Raw genomic sequence first — 20941 nt, forward strand, 5'->3', positions numbered from 1 at the left:
GCCATGCCGGCGGTCGGTCAGATACTGAGGGCGTCGAGGACCTGTTCCAGCACCAGTACGCCACCCAGGCCGAGGATCGCGAGCACCGTGGTGTAGGTGGTGCGCGCCTTGATGGCGTCCAGGACGGACAGGTTGAAGTACTCCTTGAACATCCAGAAGCCCGGGTCGTTGACGTGGGAGAAGGCGATCGAGCCGCAGGACACGGCCAGCACCATGACCTCGGGGTGGACACCGCTGCCCGCGAGCAGCGGCAGCGCCACACCGGCGGCGGTGACGACGGCCACGGTCGCCGAGCCGAGAGCCACCCGGAGGATGGCCGCGATCAGCCAGGCCAGGATGATCGGCGAGATGGACCAGCCCTCGGTCGTGTCCTTGATGTAGTCGGAGATCCCGCCTTCGACGAGGACGTTCTTGAAGGCTCCGCCCGCGCCGATCACCAGCAGGATCATCGCCATCGCCTGGGCGGCTTCCTTGCAGGAGGTGCTGACCTCCGTCAGGCTCCGGCCGATGCGCGGACCGAAGGCCCAGATCGCGACGAGCAGCGTGAGCAGCAGGGCGATCGGCGCGGACCCGATGAAGGCGACGAAGTGGAGCAGCGGGTTCGAGGCGGAGGTGGACAGGTCGGTCACCGCGGCCCCGGCGATCAGCACCACGGGCAGCAGGGCCACCCCCAGGGACCAGCCGATGCCGGGCATCTCCTCGTCCTCGAAGACGCGCTCGCTGACCAGGCCCTTGGGGATGGAGGGGTTCATCGCCCGGACGAAGGGGATGCGCGGCCACAGCAGGGCGACGAGCGCACCGATCGGGACGGCGATGAACAGGCCGTAGAACAGGGTCAGTCCGACGGAGGCGTGGAAGGTCGCGGCCACCGCGGTCGGGCCCGGGTGGGGCGGCAGGAAGCTGTGCATGGTGGACAGGGCGATCGACATGGGGAGCCCCACCCACAGCAGGTTCGACCGGGTGACCCGTACGAGGGTGAACGCGACGGGGACGATGATGACGAAGGCGACCTCGTAGAACATGGTCACGCCGATGACCATGGCGGTCACCACCATGGCGACCTGGACCCAGCGCGGGCCACAGATGCCGAGGATCTTGTCGGCGATCCGCTGGGCGGCACCGGAGTCCCCCATCACCCGGCCGACCATGGCGCCGAGCCCGATGGTGAGCATGGTGTCGCCGATCTGGCTTCCGATGCCCTCGGAGAGGACCTCCGGTATGTCCTCAAGGCCTATCCCCTGGACCACCGCGACGCCCACGGCCACGAGGAGGAGTGCGGCGAAACCATTGAGTTTGAGCTTCGTCATCAGGACGAGCAGGATCAGGACACTGATCCCCACAACGACGAGCGGCATGTGTCAGTTCTCCTTTGAACTGGCGGTGTGCTGGTGCGTGCGTGAACCGCCTCGGGGGTACGGCGAGGGGACTGAAAAGGTCAGCGGCCGGCGCCGACGAGTCCCAGACCGTGGTCGAGCAGCTTCGTCAGCTCGGCGAGGTCGTCCGGGCCCGGGTCCGTGAGCGGTGCGCGCACCGGGCCGACGGGCAGGCCACGCAACCGGGCGGCGGCCTTGACGAGGGAGACGGCGTAGCCGGGGACCCTGTCGCGCAGTTCGACGAGCGGGATGTAGAAGCCGCTCAGCAGTTCGTCCATCCGGGCGGTGTCGTCCGCCTGGAACGCGCCGAAGAAGGCCCGCGCGATCTCCGGGGCGAAGGCGTGGACGGCCGACGAGTACGCGGGGACCCCGACGGCGGCGTACGCACGCGCCTGGATCTCCGCCGTCGCGGCCCCGTTGAAGAACAGGAAGCCCTCGGGTGCCGCGAGCGTCAGCCGCTGGAGGCGGTCGAGGTCGCTGTGCCCGTCCTTCAGCCCGATGACGGTGGGGATCTCCGCGATACGGCGCAGTCCGTCGGCGGTGAAGGAGACCTGGTCGCGCTGGTAGGCGATCAGGGGCAGCCGGGTGCCGGCGGCGATCCGGCGCACCTGCTCCACCAGCCCGTCCTGCGGGGCCCGCACCAGGTAGTGCGGCAGCACGAGTGCCGCGTCGGCACCCGACTCCTCGGCGATGCGCGCGAACCGCAGTGCCTGCGCCCAGCCGTACCCGATGCCCGCGACGACGGGGACGCGCCCGTCGGTCACCCGCACCGCGGCCGTGACGACCTGGCGGTACTCGTCCTCGTCCAGAGCCGTGAACTCCCCGGTGCCGCAGGCGGGGAAGACCGCTCCCGGACCGGCGTCCAGCTGGAGGGTGAGGTAGGCGCGGTAGGCGTCCAGGTCCAGGCCCCCGTCCTCGCGGAAGCTGGTGAGGGGGAAGGACAGGACGCCCCGCGCCATGCTGTGGCTCAGGCGCCCGACGACACCGGCAGTTTCCACCATGTTCACTCCATTGACTGGGGTCCCCATATGAAGACATCGTCTACATATGAGGACGGAGGCTAGGTCTGCGGACGCGGCCAGGTCAATGGGTGTGCAGGTATTGGATCGCGATCCGGCGACGCGAAAGGCCGGCCGCGGGACGCGGGGCGGGCAGCGCAGGTGGCCCGGCGCCCCCTCGGCGCCGACAGATCGTCCAGGTGGCGTGAGCGAAGCAGACAGCAGGCCCCTCACCACTGCTACGGCGAAGATCACGGGCGCCGCGAATGGAGTACGCCGATCAGGGTGACACCGAGCTTGCGGGCGGTTCCAGCACGCCGTTGCGGACTTCATTGCCCGCGAGAAGGTGCGTGACGGACGTCACCGGCAGCCTGGATAGACCACCGCCGTCTGGAACGCTGGACTACAGGAAACTGCCGCCCGAGGCGTGCGCGAATCGGCAACAACGCTGCGCGGAATGACAAGGCCCGGTGCTGTTCCCCTCGGCATCCTGGATGTCGAAATTCCGAACAACCCCTTAGCCCCCGTCCTCGAACCTATCCAGCTGAGACGGGGCGTGGCGCAGGCCGGTCCCGTCGGAGGATGTGAACTGTCGGTGAGGTAGGTCCTCGGGGGTGGGCACGGGTGTGACGCGCACTTCTGTGTGACGGTACCTCAGGTCCAAGCGCTAATTGCAGCTACGGGCAAGCATTCTGCAAGGGAAAGCTCTAGGACTTCCATGTCCTCTGAGATTTCCCCGCCAGTGAGTCGAAATCATCGGAGATCAGGGGGAAAATATGCAGCTTCGTCATTTGATGACAGGCGCGGCGGTCAGTGCGGTCATTGCCGGCGGTGTTATCACCGCCCCAGCACAAGCAACCTCAGCAGGTGCAGCCACTTCATGCACCGTTACCGCTGCCGTTCCGACCTATTCTAGCCCGCGGGTCTACGGCACCGGCTACCTGCGCTGCAGTTCTGCGTCCGCCGCCGAGATTCATGTGCAGGTCTACATGGACGGCGTACCCGCCAGCAGCGGCACGAGCAAGTACGGCGAGAATGTCTCGTACCTTGCCGACACTGCAGCCGTCAACAACATCTCAGGTAACCAGCAGTGGTGCACGCTCGTCCGCGCGTTCTGGGATGACGGATCTGCTGGCGACACCGACTACACCTGTGAGACCAGCGCCTGGTGAGCGCAGACATCACGTTCACGGATCGGAGGGCAGTCGGATTCGACTGGCAGAACCTGTCCGTGTGGGCCCCGAGGCGTTGCTTCGGGGCCCGTCTTTGTGTTCGAGGGTCGGGTGCCGCACCGACGACGCCATGGCGCAGAACCCCTGTGCCATGAACGTGTTTCTAAAGCTCGACGCGTCTTGATCTTGGGACTTCGTTGCCCGCGAGACGGTGCGTGGCGGCATATGTGACCGAAGTGCTGCTGGACTGCGTACGTCCCCCCATGTCACGTTCGAAGCCGCAGGGAAACCGGCTACGGGGGGCTGGAAATGCTGGTGACGGAGTTCAGCACGGAGGTCGTGGCGGCGCCGGAGCGGTTCGTGCTGTTCGAAGAAAACACAGCAGAGTCGCACATACCCACTCGGCAGCGCAGCAACGACCGGGAGGACTTCCGTGCCAAGGTGCGTGTCGTGGACTTGGGGGAGTTACAGGTGTCCGCGCTGTCCTTCCCACATCTGGAGATCGCGCGGACAGCGAAGATGATCCGGCACTCCGACCCCGAGGTGTACATGATCAGTTACATGCTCGGTGCCGAGGGGTCTTTTTCTCAGGCCGGGAGCGACACGACGTTCCATGCGGGCGACCTCATGGTGCTGGACAGCAGTCATCCCTTCGATGCTCACCGACATCCTCTTCAGGACAGCTGGTCGCAACTGATTGTGCAGCTTCCTCACAAGCTCCTGCCCCTGCCGGAGAAGAGGGTGAGGGGCTTGCTCGCTGTCCCGATCAGCGGGCGCAGCGGCATGGGCGGGGTGTTTGCGCGCTGGCTGTCCGACCTCAACGCACGCGCCGGCGAGTTCACCCGAGCCGACATCCCCACCCTCACCTCAGTCACCCTGGACCTCCTGGCCTCCGTCATCGCCCGCTGCCTTGAGGCTGACGATGCGCTGAGCCCGGAGGCCCGCCGCAGCGCCCTGCGGGTCCAGATCAACGCGTTCATCGAGCAGCACCTCGCCGACCCTGACATGACTCCCCAGACGATCGCGGACGCCCACCACATCTCCCTGCGCCATCTCCAGCAGCTGCTCACCGAGGACGACACGTCACCGGCAGCCTGGATACGCCACCGCCGTCTGGAACGCTGCCGCCTCGACCTGGCCAACCCCCACCTGAACACCCGCCCCATCCAGACCATCGCCGAACGCTGGGGCTTCACCAACCCCACCCACTTCAGCCGCCTCTTCCGAACCACCTACGGGATCCCGCCACGGGACTACAGAAACCTCCCGTCCAAGGCGTGCGCGAATCGGCAACCACCCTGCGCGGAATGACAAGGCCGAGCGCTCTCGCCCTCGGCATCCTCGTGACTGCACCACTCAGGCACCGTGGGGCACGCAGCGGCCCGGACCAACCGGGTTATCGGAGGCCCCCAGAGACGAGGAGTAAACGATGCGAGTCGGGCTTCTGACGCGCCGTGGCGCAGTCCTGGCGACGGTCCTGGCCCTCTGCGCGGGCGTGCCGGCGGCGGCATCGGCCGACCCGGGCCCCGTCGCACCGGCTGCCGCGGCACCGCAGGTGACGGTGATGACGTGGAACGTCTGGGGCGCTGAAGACGGTGTCCCGTCCGGCTGGCGAAAGGTCCTGAGGAACCAGCGGGCAGACATCATCTCCCTGCAAGAGATATGCAGGAACCAGGCAATCACGCTGCAACGGCAGCTCAGGTGGGAGGACCACCTCGATTACATGCTCATCTGGCGGGAGACGAACTGGCATCCGTTTGCCTGCGCGGGCGGATACCAGGGCCAGGCGATACTCACCCGCAAAGCTAAGGTGAGTGTCGTAGCGGGATCGGTCGAACGATACAAGTACAAGAGTTCCGACTCGCAGAAACGAGGCTATGTCGCGCTCACGGCCGATATCGCCGGACAGAAGGTTCGCGTCCTGAACACCCACCCGTGGAATGACACGCCCGCGTGGGAGAAGCCCACGAGCAACATTAATGAACTGGTCGACCTTTCGAAGTCCTGGCCCGGCCGACAGATCCTGACAGGTGACTTCAACGCTGTCCCGAAAATGATGAAGCCCCTCTACCGCGAGGGTTTCCGGGACGCCGCGGACCCGGCCCCCGACCCCTGGGCACATCCCGGCCGACCGACGTACAAGAACATGAAGCTGGACTACATCCTCTACCGGGGCGGCCCCGAAACCGTGGGACGGACGAAGGTCCTCTACAGTCCCTCGTCGGATCACCGCCTGGTCCTGGCCACGTTCCGTCTCTCCGGGAATCCGTGAGATTGCAGCACGAATCACCCTGCTGGTCATTCCTCCGGTGGCATTCGTGCGGCCGTTCCCGAACCGCGTACCGGACGGATGCCACGACCCGACTCACAGTTGCTTCGGCCGTTTTGTTTGACGGGCTGCGGTCGGGCTGGCGCAGCATCAGGCGCCCGCGCAGGGCGCTCATCGCAGACCCTTCAACGAAAATGGGGTGTCATGTCTCTTCGCACACGACTGTCCACGCAACGGGGGGAAACGTGAGTAGGACGAGCAGCACAGCACGCACAGCATGGCGCGCCACGAAGGTGGGGCTGATCGGGTCGATGGCGGTGGTGGCGGGGCTTATGACGCCCGCGTACGCCGGACCTGCGGACGGCGAACCCACGGCCGCCGAGGTACCCCTGAAGCCAATCCCCAACCGGTTCATGACGTGGAACACGAATGGGCAGGACCTCGGTACGCCGAAGGCGATCGCGGAACAGATCAAGCACTTCCTTCCGCAGGTGGCAGCGTTGCAGGAATCCTGTCTGAACGAGGTGCGTGAGGCCGTTCGGCAGCTCAACGAAGCGGGACTCAAGTACGAGTACCGGAGCGGACTGGCCGCCCTGAACGGCGGGTGCCCGGGCCGGCTGGGCACCGCGATCGTGTACTCCAAGGGCACCACGGTCAGGGCGCACAACAAGAAGGGTTACAGCGAGGACGAGGGATGGCTGGAGGCGCGTGGCATGCAGTCCTTCACCACGAAGCTTGACGGCCAGTGGGTCCGGGTGTTCAACACGCACCTCAGCGCACCGGGCCACGAACACGAAGAACTGAGGAAGTTGCAGGCTGGAGAACTGGTGACCGCCACACGACCGCACCCTCGCGCACTCGTTCTCGGTGACTTCAACACCCGGCCGCACGTCACAAAAGTCATGGCCCCGATCTGGCAGGCCGGATTCAAGGACGTCGACCAGTTCTGCGGACCGGTCAAGGATCCCCGGTGCACCAAGACCCTCCCGAGGACCGGGCCTGGGTTCCCCACCGAGGCGGCCAAGTTCGACTACATCCTCGGCCGGGGCGTGAACTTCCGTAGCTGCAGGCTGCATACGCCCACTAAAGACCACCGAGTCGTGGTCAGCGATCTCACTGTGGCCGATGTTCCCCGGCCGGTGTGCACCGTGACCTGATGGAGGCGGACGGGGCAGGGCGGCCGGGTCTCCCGCCCACTCGGCCGGCGGGCTCCACGACGAGCGCTCCACCGCCAGGGCACGCTGTAGTCGCAGGTACTGGTGCAGCCGGGCGAGTAGCCCGTACGTCGTCCACGTGGTGCGGGACTTGCGGCCCTTGGCGACCCCGGGCGGCACCGGCAGCCAAATCGGCAGCTCGGTCGAGCGGGGCGGCAACGTTGGCACCTCACACTCAAGCAGGTACGTGAAGTCCTGCCGCCGCAGCCCGCTGGACAGGACGAAGCCGCCCACGGCTGAGTTGCGCGCAGTCGTCCGGCCCCGGTAGGCGCCGTCTTCGGTGCCGTCCGGGCGCAGCCCGCCCAGTCCCTTCAGGAACAGGTCCTCAACTTGTTCTTTATGGTCTGAGTCGGTTTCGTTCCATAATGCTCTCGGGTCGTTTCACGGTCTTACCCACGTCGTAGCGGGTGGCGGGCCGTCGGTTCTTCGAGCCAAGTGGCCTTCCAGGTCCGGGAGTTGAGGATATCGGTGCTTGGGCCGGACAGTGCAGGTGCGGGCGGAGGTTCCTAAACCCCCGGCGGACTCGGGCTGGGGTGAGCCGACCGGGTTCGGCGGGCTTCTCCCACGGCCGCCGCAAGTCGGCGGCGGCCTCGCGCAGGAGGCGGATCTGGGTGTGGGCTGCGATGATCAGCCAGGTCCAGCGCTCGCCGGCCGCAGGGGTTCGCAGCTTTGGACGGGTCCACCCGAGGGTCTGTTTCATCAGCCTGAAGAGATGCTCGATGTCGAACCTCCTCAGGAACGCCTGCCAGCGCACGTCGACCTCCTCGCTGGTCAGGCCGGTGGCGGACGACCACAGCCAGAGCGGGAGCGGGTCGCCTCCGTTGGGCAGGCGGTCGACCTGGAGGCGGATCAGCGTGCCTTCGATGATGGGGAGTTCGCCGGCGTGGTCGACCCATGCGGAGCGGGTGGTCAGGCGGGGGTGGATGCGGTCCCGGGCCATCGCGCGGGCGGTGCCGTACCGGTCGGTGACCTGCACGGTTGCCGCGTCCGGCCCACCCCAGGTGTCCGGCTTGGCGAAGCGGAACTCCTTGCCGTGCTTCGGCGGCCGCCCGCCCTGGGGATAGGCCAGGGCGTACTCCTTGAGCGTAGGCATCGGCCGTCGCATGACGCGGTCGGAGCGCATCCGTCCCAGTACCTCGACCGGGAGGCCGGTAAGGAGGTGGGCCATGCGCGGGGCGTCGTAGCCGGCGTCGAAGACGATGAGGATGTCGCGGTCGCCGACATGCCAGCGGCCCATCTCGATCAGGTCCTCGACCTCACGGCGGAGCTGGGCGGCAGTGACCTCGGCGACGTCGTCTTCGGGTCCGAGACGGACGGCGTCCAGGAGCTTGCACCAGGAAGTCCGGCCCGATTCGAGGGCGGCGACGAAGGAGTATGGCCAGCCGGGGACGAATTGATCCGAGGACCGTCCGCTGCGGCCATAGACGTGGCAGAACAAGCGGTCCGCGCTGGTCGGAGCGTCGGGGCGCAGCCAGTTGCTGACGTCGACCGCCAGGACCAGGCGGCCGTCAGCGGCCCGCGGCATCGGCAGACCGGCCAGCACCTGCCGCAGCCGGGGCACGTTCACACTCCCGTGGTTCAGTGCCTCGTACATCGCGCCGTGCCCGCGCCGGTGCTCGGCCACCAGCGTGAGGTCCACCGGCGAGGTCACCGGACCGTCCACGCACAGCAACGCGTCGACGAGGTCGAACAGTTCGTCCTCGCGCGCGGTCAGGCAGTCGAATAAGTCTTCCCGGAAGCGTGACGCTTGCGTGAACGCTTCTCCGGGACCGGCGTCAGGCAGCAGACTCACCCTCACGGCCTTCGTCTTGATCGGTGCACCTTGGTCGGAGCACATGATCAGACGAAGGCCGCTTCAATGTCCGGCGAATGCCCAGGTGAGTGATCCAGTTCGAGATGTCGTTCGACGCCGGGAGCCAGGCACGGGCGCTGATGCCTCAGCCAGCGAGCAGAGCCTGCATCCACTGGTCTTCGCGTTGCTCGATGTATTCGGCGTCGTTTCGCCAGGCGTCGCCATGGCCTTCAGCCCACAGCCTTGCCCAGGGCTGGGCTCCTTGGGCTGCCTGGTCGCGCAGGAAGTCGTGCATGGAACGCGTACGGCGCCCCAGCACAGGGACCAACCGACAACGCTCGGACTCAGCAAGACCGTAGGCGTCGGCGAAGAATCGCAGTCGGTCCGCCGCGTCCGGGCTCTGCCAGTCCGGATGCGCGGACAGCGGGATGAACCCATGAATGGCGTATGCGACATCCCACAGGCGCGAGCCGGGACCTGCAGTGTCCCAGTCGATGAAGGCCCACCGCGCCTCACCTGCGACCACGAGGTTCCAGGGGGCCAGGTCGTTGTGGGCGATGATGTCACTGCCCTCAGCAGGGATCAGAGTCTGCCACTGCGCATCGCAAGGCGGCGTGAAGTCCTGCACGGCGTCGTGGAAGTCCCGGATCAGCCGTGCAACGCGCGCCAGTTGTCGAGCGGGTTCCATCAGCGAGAACCGGTCGGGCCAGACCACATCTCCCGGCATGAAGGTCAGGACCTCGCGCCCCTGATCGTCAATGCCGAGTGGGCGAGGCGCCGCGCCGAATCCCGCCTCATGCAGGTGGGCAAGCAGGGCATGCACAGCGGGAGTCCATGGTCCGGCCGGACGGCGAACGGTGTCCCCGACGCGAACGACACCATCACTGACGTTGCCGCCGGACAAAGGCTCTTCATCATCGCGCCGCATCGGACCAGTGTGTCGGATCAGCCCGTCATGATCACCCCATTAAGCGGGAGCGTCAGAGTCGGGACGGAGGTTAAAGGACAAGCAAAGTCCTTCTCGAAGTACTTGATAGTCACGTGCGGCTTCGGCAGCCGCCGCTTGGCGAGGTTCACGGACGGTATGCGCACCCGGTCGCCGTACGCCGTGACGGCCTGCTTGTAGGTGAACGGCACGGCGGACGCGAATCCCTCGTCTTCCGCCCACCTGTAGAACAAGGACAGGATGCTCATGTGCTGGTTCCAGGTAGAGGCAGCGAACCGCGCCTTCAGCGGCCCGCATGCGCGGTACACCGCGTACGCGCTTAGGCCGCGCCGCAACTCGGCTCGGTTATCGAAGAGTTGGATGCCGTGGTCAGCCAGGAAGACCGTCCAGTCCCGCGCGACGCGGACGTACGCCTCCCACGACTCTGGGGCCGGACATCCGTTCGCCGGGAGTTCCTGAGCGCACCGGTTGATCACAGTCGTGACCCGAGGGCCGGCCGAGTCTTCGAGGTGAAGATCGTCGTCTATCAAGAGCGGCACGAGGTCCGGGATGACTGGCTGACTCGACAGCCCCCAGGATTCCCAACTGGTCCATGAGAAGTAGGTCATGAGCACGTCGGCGACCGTACGTATGAGACGCGATCGTCTGCAGAGCACAGACTGTGAGGCCCCGGCCCTGCGCATCGTCAATGAGACGCGACAGATCTGCCTACAGAAGCCGTGTCGAACCAGTTCGCCCCGCCCGAGAGCGCGGCGGAGTACACGCTGGTGGTCGCGGCGATCCAATCGAGGCCAGCCACGAGGCCGGCACCCTCCTCCCCGGCGTGACCGCCGACGACTTGACCGGCCCGAGGTACGCCGACTTCAGGACCCGGGAGGGATGTTCCACGCGACGCGGAAGCCGGTATTCCCGCTGGAGCTGTCGGGGCTGTTGCTGGTGCGGGCGGCTACTCGGTAGCGGTTGCAGTAGGAGTCGTGGCACAGGTACGAGCCGCCGCGCAGCACCCGTGCGGTGCCGTTGCCGGGCCCGGCGGGGTTGAGGCAGGAGCCCTTTGTCCGGGAGGGGGCGGCGGCCCACCAGTCGGCGCACCATTCCCATACGTTGCCGGCGACATTGTGCAGGCCGTAGCCGTTGGGCCGGTACGCGGTGACGGGGGCGGTGCCGGCGTAGCCGTCCTCGGCGGTGTTGTGGGAAGGGAAGCGGCCCTGCCAGATGTTGCAGCGGTGCTCGCCGCCAGGGGTGAGTTCGTCGCCCCAGGGGAAGCGTTTGCCCCTGAGGCCGCCGCGGGCGGCGTACTCCCACTCCGCCTCGGTCGGCAGACGTGATCCCTCCCATTGGCAGAACGCGCTCGCGTCGGTCCACGAGACGTGCACGACGGGATGGTCCGAGCGGCCGGAAAGGTCGCTGCCGGGTCCTTCCGGCGATGCCCAGGACGCCCCTTGGACCCCGCACCACCACGGGGTGCTCTTCGGGCGTGGGGAGGCGCGGCGCAGTTCGCCGGGCAGGAAGGCGGCGAAGACGTACGACCAGCCGAACAGTTCGGCTTCGGTGCGGTACCCGGTTGCTTCGATGAACGCGGCGAAGCGCTCGTTGGTCACGCAGTGGGCGTCGATGGCGAAGGGGTGCACGGTGACCTCGCGTACCGGCCCTTCGCCGTCGCCGGGGTTGGCGTCGGGGTCCTCGCTGCCCATGAGGAAGGTTCCGCCGGGGAGCGGTATGGCGGAGGCGTGGTCGCCCTGACCGTTCCCTTCAAAGGCAACAGGGGCCGGGGCGGCGGACGGGTCGCCGGGCCGACCGGGCGGGCAGCAGTGCGGGGGCATGTGCGGCATTGCTCCTTTCGGTGAGAGTGGATGCCGGGGCTACGAGCGATGGGGCGGCCGATGTCAGTGAGCGGGCAGTGCCGCCTGCGCGGTGACCAGGAGGCCGGCAACCGCGGCGCAGAACGCCACGGCCCGCAGCCGGTGCCGGCCGACTCCGGATGACCTGGCGGTCAGGGCCGCCGTCGCCACCAGGCAGGCGCCCGCCGCGGTGACCAGCGGGGCATCGTGTGTCAGTCCCAAGCGCAGCGCCAGTGCCGCGGCCACCAGCGCTGAGAGCGCCGTGCGGCGCCGAGCGAGTGCGGTGCGCTCCGCTTGCAGGCCGGGGTCGCGCGGGTCTGCGGGGTGCGGGGTCGTTCCGGAGGGGTGCCAGGTGGTCACTGTACTCTCCATACCAGCAGCAGCACGGCGATGCCCGACAGGGACGCGCCCCAGGCCAGCGCGGGGAGCAGCCGGGTCATCGGCAGCGGGCGGTGGTGACGCATCGCGCGCTGGACCCGTAGCCAGCGTCCGTAGGACGCGGCGCACAGCGCTGTTCCGGTCACGGCCAGCAGCACCCCGAGCGCCGGGCCTGCTTCGCTGTGCGTCAGCGGCTGGACGAACTGGGCGACGGCGACGGCACCGGCCAGCAGGGCAAGCCCGGTTCTGATCCATGCGAGGAACGTGCGCTCGTTGGCCAGGGAGAAGCGGTAGTCCGGCTCCTCGCCCTCCTCGTACCAGGGTATGGAGGCACCGGAGCGCGGCTCGCGCGGTCGGAGGCGTCTCATGTTCGCTTCCTCTCTGCTTGCGCGATCCGGCCGGGCAGGAGGGTCTGCACGCGCGGAGGGCGCGCAGAGCGCGCACCGGGAGACGAGCCGGCGGGAAACCGGGCCTTCGGCCGGGGCGCCTCGGAAGCTGTGGGTTCCGGCCTGTCCAAACCCTTGCGGGGGCATTCAACATGTGTCATGGTCTCCCCACCTTAGCCATTCCACTTGTGGCATGCATCGTCCGCCGGGCAGGGACAGTCCCGCGGAGCCGCCGTAAGGAGCGAGCGATGAAGCTCGAAAGCATTCTGCTGGGTGTGCTCGCCCGGCACCCCAGTACCGGGTACGACCTGAAGAAATACCTCGACACCCATGGACGCTTTCTGCGTTCCAACACCCAGATGAGTCAGGTCTACCGATCACTGGGGAAAATGGAAGCCAGCGGGTGGGTGATCCACACCGTTCAGCAGCGAGCCGGTGCCACCGACGCCAAGACGTACCGGATCACCGACGAGGGAATGACCGTCTTCCTCGACTGGCTCACCGGGCCGTACAGCCCTCCGACACGTTTCCAGGACCCGGATTTCGGGACGCGGCTCGCCTTTGCCGGATTCATGACGCGTGAGCAGCTCTTGCGTCTCATCGACATCGAGCTCACGGCACGTCACGAGCAAGTGGCCCGCTACCGCTTCCGTGACCGCCGCGAAGCCGTCGATACGTCCGCTGCGTTCGACGAGGACCTGGCGACGCTCGTGGCCGAGTGGTCCCACGAGGCCGGCGCCCAGGCGATAGACGCCTATCTGGAGCGCCTGGAGACGTTGAGGCGGGTGCTGCTCGACGCTCCGGAAAACGCGAAGGCCCCGGATCTCCTCTTGCTGCTCCGCGACGCCCGCTGAACGTCCGCGACACCCCGCTGAACGAAGGAAACACTTCCCGTGCGTGCCATCATCCTCATGTTCGACAGTCTGAACCGGCACATGCTCGCTCCGTACGCGGATACGATCGTGGACGCGCCGAATTTCGCGCGGCTGGCGTCCCGGGCGGTGACGTTCGACAACTTCTACGCCGGATCAATGCCGTGCATGCCGGCCCGCCGGGAATTGCACACCGGACGTTACAACTTCCTGCACCGCTCGTGGGGGCCGCTGGAGCCCTTCGACGATTCGATGCCGCAAATACTGCGCGACGCGGGAATCCACACCCACTTGGCCTCCGACCACCCGCACTACTGGGAGGACGGTGGGGCGACGTATCACACCCGCTACACCACGTGGGAATTCTTCCGCGGCCAGGAAGGCGATCCGTGGAAAGGCGTCGTCGACGGACTCCGCGAGGGCGAGGGCCCGTCCATGCGTCGGCAGGACGCGATCAACCGCACCTATATGCCCACCGAGGCGGAACACTCCCAGACCCGTACCGTCGACGCCGGTGTGCACTTCCTGCACACCAACGCGGGCGCGGACCGCTGGCTGCTGCAACTGGAACTCTTCGACCCGCACGAGCCCTTCTTCGTGCACGAGCCGTACACCTCCCGCTATCCGGACGACCACGCCGGCCCCGAGTTCGACTGGCCCGGCTACCAGAAGGTCACCGAGCCCGCGGACCAGGTCGAGCACGCACGACGCCGGTACGCAGCCCTCGTGTCGATGTGCGACCACTCGCTGGGCCGGGTGCTCGACGTCATGGACGAGCACGACATGTGGGACGACACTCTGCTGATCGTCAACACCGACCATGGCTTCCTGCTCGGCGAGCACGGCTGGTGGGCGAAGTCGGTGATGCCGTGGTTCAACGAACTCGTGCATCTGCCGATGTTCCTGTGGGACCCACGCACCCGGGGCGTGGACACCCGCCGGGGCGCGCTCGCGCAGACCATCGACATCGCGCCCACCCTCCTGAACTACTTCGGGCTGGAGACCCCGCCCGACATGCAGGGGCGGGACCTCGCGGCCGTTCTCGGCGACGACCGGCGACTGCGCGAGGGCGCGCTGTTCGGTATCCACGGCGGTCATGTGAACGTGACGGACGGCCGCCATGTGTACATGCGCGCCGCGGCGAGCCCGGAGAACGGCCCGCTGGAGGAGTACACGCTCATGCCGACGCACATGCGGGCGCGCTTCGGCGTGACGGAACTGGCCGACTGGGAGCCGGCCGACCCGTTCCCGTTCACCAAGGGGCTGCGCACCCTGCGGATCCCCACGACCGGCGGGTGGATGAACCCCTGGCGGCACGGAACCCTGCTCTTCGACCTTGAGAACGACCCCGGGCAGCAGCACCCCCTCGACGATCCGGAGGCCGAGTTGCGCATGCTGCGCCTGCTGGCCGGCCTCCTCCACGACTGCGACGCTCCCCGCAGCCAGTTCGAACGGCTCGGCATCCCTTACGACGGCGAGATCACCGAGCAGCACCTGCTCGTCCGGGACCAGGCGCAACGCGCGGCCGCACTCGCGGAGCCGATGCCGGCGCCCGAGGAGTTGCCGGACGGCGGTCTCCTCACGCGGCCGGTCCTCGAACTGCTTCAGGATCCAGCCGTCAGGACGGCGGTCGAGGAACACCTCCCCGGCCTCACCCACACCGAACTCATCGCTTTCCCCTCGCAGTCGAGCCTGGTCGACCTGGCGCGGTGGGCGGTCATTCCCGCCGGCACGCTGCGGTCCCTCGCGGACTGCCTTCAGGACGTGTAGCCATCTTCCCCATGGCTGCCTGAACCGACAGGAACCACCCCATGGCAACGGAACAGTCCGCGGCACCTGCTGCCGCACCCCACACCGCCACCGCCTCCCGCGTCCCCCACCGCTGGCGCAACCTGCTGACCCTCACCGGCGTCATCTCCGTGGACAACACCGAGGGCAACGCGACCGCCACCCTCTTCCCCTCCATATCCAGCGCCCTGAGCCTCACCAGTGGCCATCTGGGCACGCTCGCGGCGCTCGGAAAGGTCGCCTCCGTGCCGACCGGCCCGTTCTGGGTGTGGGTGGCGGGACGGATGGGCCGCCGCGCCACCCTGGTGCTCACCACCGTCCTCGGCGGTCTCTTCGGAGTGCTCGCGGGGTTCGCGCAGAACTTCGGCACGCTGCTGCTGTTCAACACCCTCATGGCCGCCTGTCTGATCGGCGCCTCCCCGATCGCCAACGCCGTGATCGCCGACTCCTTCGCCGACCGCGAACGGGGAAAGGCGGTCGGCATCCTCTACGGCATCGCCAACACGTTCGGCCAGGTCATCGGCCCGGTCATCGCTCTCTTCACGGGCTTCACCGACGGCTGGCGCTATGGGATGTGGGCGATCGGCGGGGTCTGCGTCCTCGCCGGGCTCCTCGTCGCGTTCGCCTTCAAGGACCCCGGGGTCGGCGCGGCCGAGGAACAGCTCGCGGACCTGGACGAGACGGCCCGGGTGAAGAACACCGTCACGGTGAAGTCCGTGCTCTCGCTCTTCCGCATCCCGACCTACTCGGTGATGATGCTCTCCCGGCTCCTCTCCGGGCACCTGCTCATCGTCATCTTCGGGATCCAGTTCCTGGTCTCCGAACGCGGGTTCAGCAACGCCGTCGCGGCCGTGGTGGGCATCCCCTTCGGCATCGGCTACCTGGCCGGAACTGTCGGCGGCGGCTACCTCCTGGCCTGGGTCGACCGGCGTTGGCCGCAGCGGGGGCGCGTGAGCTACCTCCAGCTCGCCCAGGTCCTCTTCGCCGTCGTGGCCTTCTTCGGGACCCAGTTCCACTACCCCGGCGGGATCGGGATCTACTGCGTCTTCTGGGCCCTCATGGGCTTCGGCCAGGGCGTGAACCCCTCGGCGAACCGGCCCCTGGTGACCGCGGTCGTCCTCCCCGAACTCCGGGGCCAGGCATTCGCCATCTGGCTGTCCGTCTTCGAGACCATCGCCTGGGCCATCTTCGCCCTCGCCGCCGGCCAACTCGCCGAGAGCCTCGGCCTCCAGGAGGTCTTCCTCTGGGTCATGGTGGTCTGCATGCTCCTCAACGCAGCGGTGCTCGGCGTGCTTCACACCACCTACCCACGGGACGCGCGGCGTGTCAGGCACGCACTCGAAGAGCGCCGCAGGCTCGCCCACGGGCCCGCCTGATCCGCAGGCCCCCGTCTCCGGCGAGGACGTCCACCGCACCTGCTCCCGGCGGAGAAACTCGCCTCTTCCCCTCGTCCCACAGAGAAAGGCACCACCGTGCCCGCCAACCCCGCGGCCCCCGATACGCGAGAACTCCTGGGTCGCCTGACCCTCGCCGAGAAGGTCAAGCTGCTCACCGGACGCGACTTCTGGTCGACCTGGCCCCTCGAAAAGATCGGACTGCGCAGCATCCTGATGTCCGACGGCCCCTCCGGGGTACGTGGACCGGTCTGGGACGAACGCGCACCCTCCCTGAACCTGCCCAGCGCGACCTCCCTCTCGGCCTCCTGGGACGACACCGTCGCGTACCGCTACGGCGCGGTCATCGCCCACGAGGCCCGCGCCAAGGGCGTCGACGTGGTGCTCGGCCCCACCATCAACCTCCACCGCTCCCCGCTGGGCGGGCGGCACTTCGAGGCGTTCAGCGAGGACCCGCTGCTGACCGGCCGCCTCGCCGCCGCCTACGTGCGGGGCATCCAGGACAACGGGGTCGCCGCGACCCCCAAGCACTACATCGCCAACGACTACGAGACCGACCGCTTCACGGCTTCGACGGAGGTCTCCGAGCGCACACTGCGCGAGGTGTACCTCCTGCCGTTCGAGAAGGCCGTGACCGAGGCCCGGGCCTGGGCCGTCATGAGCGCCTACAACGCCGTCAACGGAGTCACCGCGACCGAGAACGACCTGTTGGAGACCCCGCTGAACTCGGAGTGGGGCTTCGACGGCGTGGTGATCAGCGACTGGACGGCCGTCCGCTCCACGAACGCCGCCAGGGCCGCCCAGGACCTGGAGATGCCCGGTCCTCGCGGAGCCTGGGGCGACGCCCTGCTCGCCGCCGTCGAATCCGGCGCCGTCGAAGAGGCGGACATCGACCGAAAGGTCCTGCGCATCCTCACCCTCGCCGCGCGCGTCGGCGCCCTGGAGGGCACCAGCGCCGTGGAACCGGCCGCGACGCCCGACTGCGGCTCCGGCGCCGGGTTCGCACGCGAGGCGGCGGCGGAGGGCATGGTACTGGTGCGCAACACCGGTGTGCTGCCGCTCGACCCCGGCGCGGTGACCCGGATCGCCGTCATCGGACACAACGCCGACCTCGCCCGCACCCAGGGCGGCGGCAGCGCCACCGTCGTACCGGAGAAGGTCGTCAGCCCCCTCGACGGCATCATCGCCGCCTTCCCCGAAGCCGACGTCGAATACGCCCTCGGCGCCGTCGTCCAGGAAGGCATCGCCGAACTGCCCCTGGACGCCCTCACCAACCCCGCCACCGGCGAGCCGGGGGTACACGTACGCTTCCTGGAGGAAAAGCGCGAACTCTTCACCGAGGACCGCCGCGCCACCCGGCTCGTCTGGTTCGGCGGAAGCGCCCCGGTCGACCGCTCCGACACCCTGGAAATCACCACCCGCTACACCTCCCCCCGCTCCGAGACACTGCGCCTCGGCGTCGCCGCCCCGGGAGTCTCGCGCATCTGGGCCGACGGGGAACTCGTCCTGGACGCCGATGTCCCGCTCGCCGACGAACAACTCGGCGCCGCCTTCCTGCACCCGCCGACCACCTCCGCGGCCCTCCCGGTGACCGCGGGCCAAGTGGTGGAGATCCGCGTCGAGTACGAGATTCCCAAGGACACCGGCCTCGCCGGAGCCCTCGCGTACACGCTCGGTACGGAGGCAGACGACTCCGACCCCGACGGGCTGATCGAACGGGCCGCCGCCGCGGCGGCGCGGGCCGACGTGGCGGTGGTCGTCGTCGGCACGAACAGCGGCGTCGAATCGGAGGGCTTCGACCGGACCTCGCTCGCCCTGCCCGGCCGCCAGGACGCCCTCGTGTCCGCCGTCGCCCGCGCCAACCCCCGCACGGTGGTGGCCGTCAACTCCGGCTCACCGGTCGAACTGCCCTGGCGCGACGACACCGCCGCCGTCCTGCTGACCTGGTTCGGCGGCCAGGAGTACGGCAACGCCCTGGCCGACGTACTCACCGGAACCCGCGAGCCCGGCGGCCGGCTGCCCACCACATGGCCGGCGCGGCAGAGCGACGTGCCCGTGCTCGACGTCACGCCCGTGAACGGCACAGTGCGGTACGACGAAGGTGTCCACGTGGGCTACCGCGCGTGGCTGCGATCCGGGGCCACCCCCGCCTACCCGTTCGGCTACGGACTCGGCTACACCACCTGGGCTGTGAACCGGGCCACCGCCACCACCGAATTCGGCCCCGACAGTGCGGTGGAGGTCCGCGCCGAGGTGACCAACACCGGCGACCGCGCGGGCAAACACGTCGTCCAGGTCTACGCGTCGCGCGCGCACACGGCCGTCGACCGCCCGGCGCGGTGGCTGGTCGGCCACGAAGTGGTCCGCCTCGCCCCGGGCGCCACGGAGCCCGTGAAGATCACCGTCCCGGCCCGTGCCTTCGCACACTGGGCCGAGGGCGCGTGGGCTTACGAACCGGGAGAGTTCACACTCCACGTCGGCTCCAGCGCCGACGACCTGCCCACCTCAATGCCGGTGCGCCTGCGCTGACCACCGGTCGCAGTGAAGCCCGCGGCGGGCCGGGGACCGTGCCTGGCCCGCCGCGGACGACTCAACGGCAGCGGACACATCCGCGAGGTGGAACGCGTGCTCGGCATCACCTGCGGGACGGTCTTCGTCGCCTCCTCAACCAGCCCCGCCTTGCGACGCTCGGAGAGGACACCCTGCGGCACGGTGGCCTCCACCAGAAAGCGCGGCGCGTCGTCCTCGGCCATGCTCCGGGCCCCTTCCGGCAACTCGACCAGGGCCTGTTCTGAGTCCCCCCTCGTCCGGTGGCAGTGACGTCAGGCGAGATCGGCGAGGTCTTCTTCGGTGAGGGTGATCCCGGCGGCGTTCATGTTGTCCTCCAGGTGAGAGAGCGAGCCCGTACCAGGGATGGCCAGGGTGACCGGGGAGGAGGCCAGCAGCCGGGCCAAGCTGATCTGCTGGGCGGTGGCGCCGTACCGGGCCGCGACCTTGGCCAGCCGCTCGTCGTCGAGCCCTTGGCCGCCACCCACCGGGAAGAACGGCACGAAAGCGATGCCGGACTCCTCGCACACGAACAGGAGATCCGCTTCGTCGCTCTGGGCGGCGTGGTTCTGCACGGCCGCCACGGGTGCGATGGCGCGGGCCTCCGCGAGATGGCCGGTGTCGACGTTGCTGAGGCCGAGGTGACGGATCAGGCCCTCCTCGCGCAGCGCCGCGAGCGCCTCGAAGCGGTCGGCGATGGACTCGCCGTGCGGGGGTTCCATGGCACCGACGCGCAGGTAGACCAGGTCGAGGCGGTCCACGCCCAGGCCTTCGAGGTTGGCCTCGACAAAGCCACGCATGTCGGCCGGGGTGCCGTGGGAGAGGCCGCCGGGGCCGAAGACGGGGCCCACCTTGGTGGCGATGACCAGACCTGACGGGTACGGGTGCAGGGCTTCGCGGATCAGGGTGTTCGCGCGCACCTCGCCACCGACGCTGACATAGAAATCGGCGGTGTCGAGGTGGTTGACGCCAAGTTCGACGGCGTGGCGCAGTACGGCACGGCCGTTCTCGGGGTCGCGGGAGGGACCGCCCATGCCCTGCTGGGACGGCAGGCGCATGGCTCCGAAGCCGAGCCGGTTGATGGGCAGGTCGCCGCCGAGACGGAAATCTCTGTTCATGGGCCCAGCCTCCACGGCCCACAACGCGCTGCCCAGGCTCTGGCATCTTGCTGCCAGAGGCACCATGGACGTATGCCACAGATCATGGTCCTCAACAGTGACCTTGAGCTCCAGGCGCGGATCAGACCCTTGACGGAGTCGAGCGACGCGGAATGGGTCAACACCGCGCGCGACCTCGACACCTGGCCCGGCGCCCGCGAGGCCGCCCGCCTGCGGATACGACGTGACGGGGCACGTAAGGCCCGCAAGCTGTACAGCCCCGCCGTCCTCGCCGACGAGCGGGACCGGGAGACCCTGCGCGAGATGACCGCTCACGGGATCCAGGTGCGCATCGCCGTCACCCCGTTGTTGCAGGGAACGGTCTTCATCGACCGGCGCACCATGATCCTCACCGACCCGGCGCCCGCGAGCCCGTCCGCGCACGTTCACCGTACGTACACGATGAGTGCCGAACCTGTCCTGGTCAGCGGGGCGTACGCGTTGTTCGAAGCCGCGTGGGAGACGGCCACCGACCTGGCGGCCTTCTTCGACCTCGACCGGCCCCGGATCGACGCGCAGGCCCGCACGGTGCTGTACGCGCTGGGCTCCGGCATGACCGACATGACAGCCGCACGCGAACTGGGCATGTCGCTGCGCACCTACCGTCGCCGGGTCGCCGAACTCCTCGTCGCCCTGGGTGCGGGCTCACGTTTCCAGGCCGGCCTGCGCGCGGGCGAGATGGGCCTGACCCGCAGGTGAGGCCTGTGCGTGGCGAGTACGTCGATCTCCGCCGCGGCGGAACGAACTCGGGCTGACGTCCGCCGAGTTCGACGCACTGGTGTCCAGCCTCAGCAGGCGGCATTAGTGCCTGTCCGGC

Annotated in this window: 18 protein-coding genes and 1 pseudogene; 9 read left to right on the plus strand and 10 right to left on the minus strand. The window is 68.4% G+C overall.

The features are described 5' to 3' along the window. Positions 1 to 17 precede the first annotated feature (17 nt). Both IE262_RS02310 and IE262_RS02315 read right to left on the minus strand, forming a co-directional pair. Positions 18 to 1355: a gluconate:H+ symporter gene (locus IE262_RS02310; RefSeq protein WP_134042134.1), complete on the minus strand. Its 1338-nt coding sequence runs from the start codon at positions 1353 to 1355 to the stop codon at positions 18 to 20. A gap of 80 nt (positions 1356 to 1435) precedes the next feature. Beyond that, the gene (locus IE262_RS02315; protein WP_166681815.1) at positions 1436 to 2374 is read right to left on the minus strand and encodes a 5-dehydro-4-deoxyglucarate dehydratase; all 939 of its coding nucleotides are present in this window, start codon (positions 2372 to 2374) and stop codon (positions 1436 to 1438) included. A gap of 773 nt (positions 2375 to 3147) precedes the next feature. On the opposite strand from IE262_RS02315, the gene IE262_RS02320 reads away from it, so the two are divergent. The 4 genes from IE262_RS02320 (at position 3148) to IE262_RS02335 (ending at position 6969) form a co-directional block, all read left to right on the plus strand. Then, the gene (locus IE262_RS02320) at positions 3148 to 3543 is read left to right on the plus strand and encodes a hypothetical protein (protein ID WP_189870870.1); all 396 of its coding nucleotides are present in this window, start codon (positions 3148 to 3150) and stop codon (positions 3541 to 3543) included. Positions 3544 to 3852: 309 nt separating this feature from the next. Beyond that, positions 3853 to 4854, plus strand: coding sequence for an AraC-like ligand-binding domain-containing protein (locus tag IE262_RS02325; RefSeq protein ID WP_189870872.1), 1002 nt, complete (start codon positions 3853 to 3855; stop codon positions 4852 to 4854). A gap of 118 nt (positions 4855 to 4972) precedes the next feature. Further along, positions 4973 to 5815 (plus strand): endonuclease/exonuclease/phosphatase family protein, encoded by an 843-nt coding sequence (locus IE262_RS02330; RefSeq protein WP_189870873.1) that lies wholly within the window; start codon positions 4973 to 4975, stop codon positions 5813 to 5815. A 242-nt stretch (positions 5816 to 6057) separates the two neighbouring features. Beyond that, positions 6058 to 6969: an endonuclease/exonuclease/phosphatase family protein gene (locus tag IE262_RS02335; protein ID WP_189870875.1), complete on the plus strand. Its 912-nt coding sequence runs from the start codon at positions 6058 to 6060 to the stop codon at positions 6967 to 6969. 394 nt (positions 6970 to 7363) lie between these two features. Here the strand turns inward: IE262_RS02335 and IE262_RS02340 are convergent, their stop codons facing one another. The 6 genes from IE262_RS02340 to IE262_RS02365 all read right to left on the minus strand — a co-directional run bounded on the left by IE262_RS02340 (position 7364) and on the right by IE262_RS02365 (position 12348). Then, the gene (locus IE262_RS02340; RefSeq protein WP_189870877.1) at positions 7364 to 8818 is read right to left on the minus strand and encodes an NF041680 family putative transposase; all 1455 of its coding nucleotides are present in this window, start codon (positions 8816 to 8818) and stop codon (positions 7364 to 7366) included. 145 nt (positions 8819 to 8963) lie between these two features. Then, the gene (locus tag IE262_RS02345) at positions 8964 to 9746 is read right to left on the minus strand and encodes a phosphotransferase enzyme family protein (RefSeq protein WP_189870879.1); all 783 of its coding nucleotides are present in this window, start codon (positions 9744 to 9746) and stop codon (positions 8964 to 8966) included. A 17-nt stretch (positions 9747 to 9763) separates the two neighbouring features. Beyond that, positions 9764 to 10378, minus strand: a complete 615-nt coding sequence (locus tag IE262_RS02350) for a site-specific integrase (RefSeq protein WP_189870881.1) — start codon at positions 10376 to 10378, stop codon at positions 9764 to 9766. A gap of 249 nt (positions 10379 to 10627) precedes the next feature. Then, positions 10628 to 11593: a formylglycine-generating enzyme family protein gene (locus IE262_RS02355; RefSeq protein WP_189870883.1), complete on the minus strand. Its 966-nt coding sequence runs from the start codon at positions 11591 to 11593 to the stop codon at positions 10628 to 10630. 54 nt (positions 11594 to 11647) lie between these two features. Continuing rightward, positions 11648 to 11962 (minus strand): DUF202 domain-containing protein, encoded by a 315-nt coding sequence (locus tag IE262_RS02360; RefSeq protein ID WP_229877056.1) that lies wholly within the window; start codon positions 11960 to 11962, stop codon positions 11648 to 11650. Next, positions 11959 to 12348, minus strand: a complete 390-nt coding sequence (locus tag IE262_RS02365; RefSeq protein ID WP_189870887.1) for a YidH family protein — start codon at positions 12346 to 12348, stop codon at positions 11959 to 11961. Before IE262_RS02365 ends, IE262_RS02360 begins: the two co-directional genes overlap by 4 nt. Positions 12349 to 12614: 266 nt before the next feature. Here IE262_RS02365 and IE262_RS02370 point away from each other — a divergent pair, with 266 nt between their 5' ends. The 4 genes from IE262_RS02370 to IE262_RS02385 all read left to right on the plus strand — a co-directional run bounded on the left by IE262_RS02370 (position 12615) and on the right by IE262_RS02385 (position 18949). Continuing rightward, the gene (locus IE262_RS02370; protein WP_134042144.1) at positions 12615 to 13220 is read left to right on the plus strand and encodes a PadR family transcriptional regulator; all 606 of its coding nucleotides are present in this window, start codon (positions 12615 to 12617) and stop codon (positions 13218 to 13220) included. A gap of 39 nt (positions 13221 to 13259) precedes the next feature. Beyond that, positions 13260 to 15008 (plus strand): sulfatase, encoded by a 1749-nt coding sequence (locus IE262_RS02375; RefSeq protein WP_189870889.1) that lies wholly within the window; start codon positions 13260 to 13262, stop codon positions 15006 to 15008. Positions 15009 to 15049: 41 nt separating this feature from the next. Then, on the plus strand, positions 15050 to 16402 hold the full coding sequence (locus IE262_RS02380) for an MFS transporter (protein WP_189870891.1): 1353 nt from the start codon (positions 15050 to 15052) through the stop codon (positions 16400 to 16402). A gap of 96 nt (positions 16403 to 16498) precedes the next feature. Further along, the gene (locus IE262_RS02385) at positions 16499 to 18949 is read left to right on the plus strand and encodes a glycoside hydrolase family 3 protein (protein WP_189870894.1); all 2451 of its coding nucleotides are present in this window, start codon (positions 16499 to 16501) and stop codon (positions 18947 to 18949) included. A gap of 116 nt (positions 18950 to 19065) precedes the next feature. Here the strand turns inward: IE262_RS02385 and IE262_RS39280 are convergent. Together IE262_RS39280 and IE262_RS02390 are read right to left on the minus strand one after the other, a co-directional pair. Beyond that, positions 19066 to 19203, minus strand: a pseudogene (locus IE262_RS39280) (tautomerase family protein); the annotation flags it as partial. A 39-nt stretch (positions 19204 to 19242) separates the two neighbouring features. Continuing rightward, positions 19243 to 20085, minus strand: coding sequence for an aldo/keto reductase (locus IE262_RS02390; RefSeq protein ID WP_189870896.1), 843 nt, complete (start codon positions 20083 to 20085; stop codon positions 19243 to 19245). Between the two features lie 72 nt (positions 20086 to 20157). Between IE262_RS02390 and IE262_RS02395 the strand changes: the two genes are divergently transcribed. Next, entirely contained in the window at positions 20158 to 20823 is a 666-nt protein-coding gene (locus IE262_RS02395) for a helix-turn-helix transcriptional regulator (RefSeq protein ID WP_189870898.1), read from the plus strand. The last annotated feature ends 118 nt before the right edge of the window (positions 20824 to 20941 follow it).

The organism is Streptomyces bluensis (assembly GCF_014650715.1).
Lineage (GTDB): Bacteria > Actinomycetota > Actinomycetes > Streptomycetales > Streptomycetaceae > Streptomyces > Streptomyces bluensis.

Excerpts from the sequence above, each read along its gene's own strand:
- IE262_RS02310 (WP_134042134.1), bottom strand. The coding sequence starts at position 1,355 with ATGCCGCTCGTCGTTGTGGGGATCAGTGTCCTGATCCTGCTCGTCCTG.
- IE262_RS02315 (WP_166681815.1), bottom strand. The coding sequence starts at position 2,374 with ATGGTGGAAACTGCCGGTGTCGTCGGGCGCCTGAGCCACAGCATGGCG.
- IE262_RS02325 (WP_189870872.1), top strand. The coding sequence starts at position 3,853 with ATGCTGGTGACGGAGTTCAGCACGGAGGTCGTGGCGGCGCCGGAGCGG.
- IE262_RS02345 (WP_189870879.1), bottom strand. The coding sequence starts at position 9,746 with ATGCGGCGCGATGATGAAGAGCCTTTGTCCGGCGGCAACGTCAGTGAT.
- IE262_RS02365 (WP_189870887.1), bottom strand. The coding sequence starts at position 12,348 with ATGAGACGCCTCCGACCGCGCGAGCCGCGCTCCGGTGCCTCCATACCC.
- IE262_RS02320 (WP_189870870.1), top strand. The coding sequence starts at position 3,148 with ATGCAGCTTCGTCATTTGATGACAGGCGCGGCGGTCAGTGCGGTCATT.
- IE262_RS02395 (WP_189870898.1), top strand. The coding sequence starts at position 20,158 with ATGCCACAGATCATGGTCCTCAACAGTGACCTTGAGCTCCAGGCGCGG.
- IE262_RS02380 (WP_189870891.1), top strand. The coding sequence starts at position 15,050 with ATGGCAACGGAACAGTCCGCGGCACCTGCTGCCGCACCCCACACCGCC.
- IE262_RS02390 (WP_189870896.1), bottom strand. The coding sequence starts at position 20,085 with ATGAACAGAGATTTCCGTCTCGGCGGCGACCTGCCCATCAACCGGCTC.
- IE262_RS02330 (WP_189870873.1), top strand. The coding sequence starts at position 4,973 with ATGCGAGTCGGGCTTCTGACGCGCCGTGGCGCAGTCCTGGCGACGGTC.
- IE262_RS02370 (WP_134042144.1), top strand. The coding sequence starts at position 12,615 with ATGAAGCTCGAAAGCATTCTGCTGGGTGTGCTCGCCCGGCACCCCAGT.
- IE262_RS02355 (WP_189870883.1), bottom strand. The coding sequence starts at position 11,593 with ATGCCGCACATGCCCCCGCACTGCTGCCCGCCCGGTCGGCCCGGCGAC.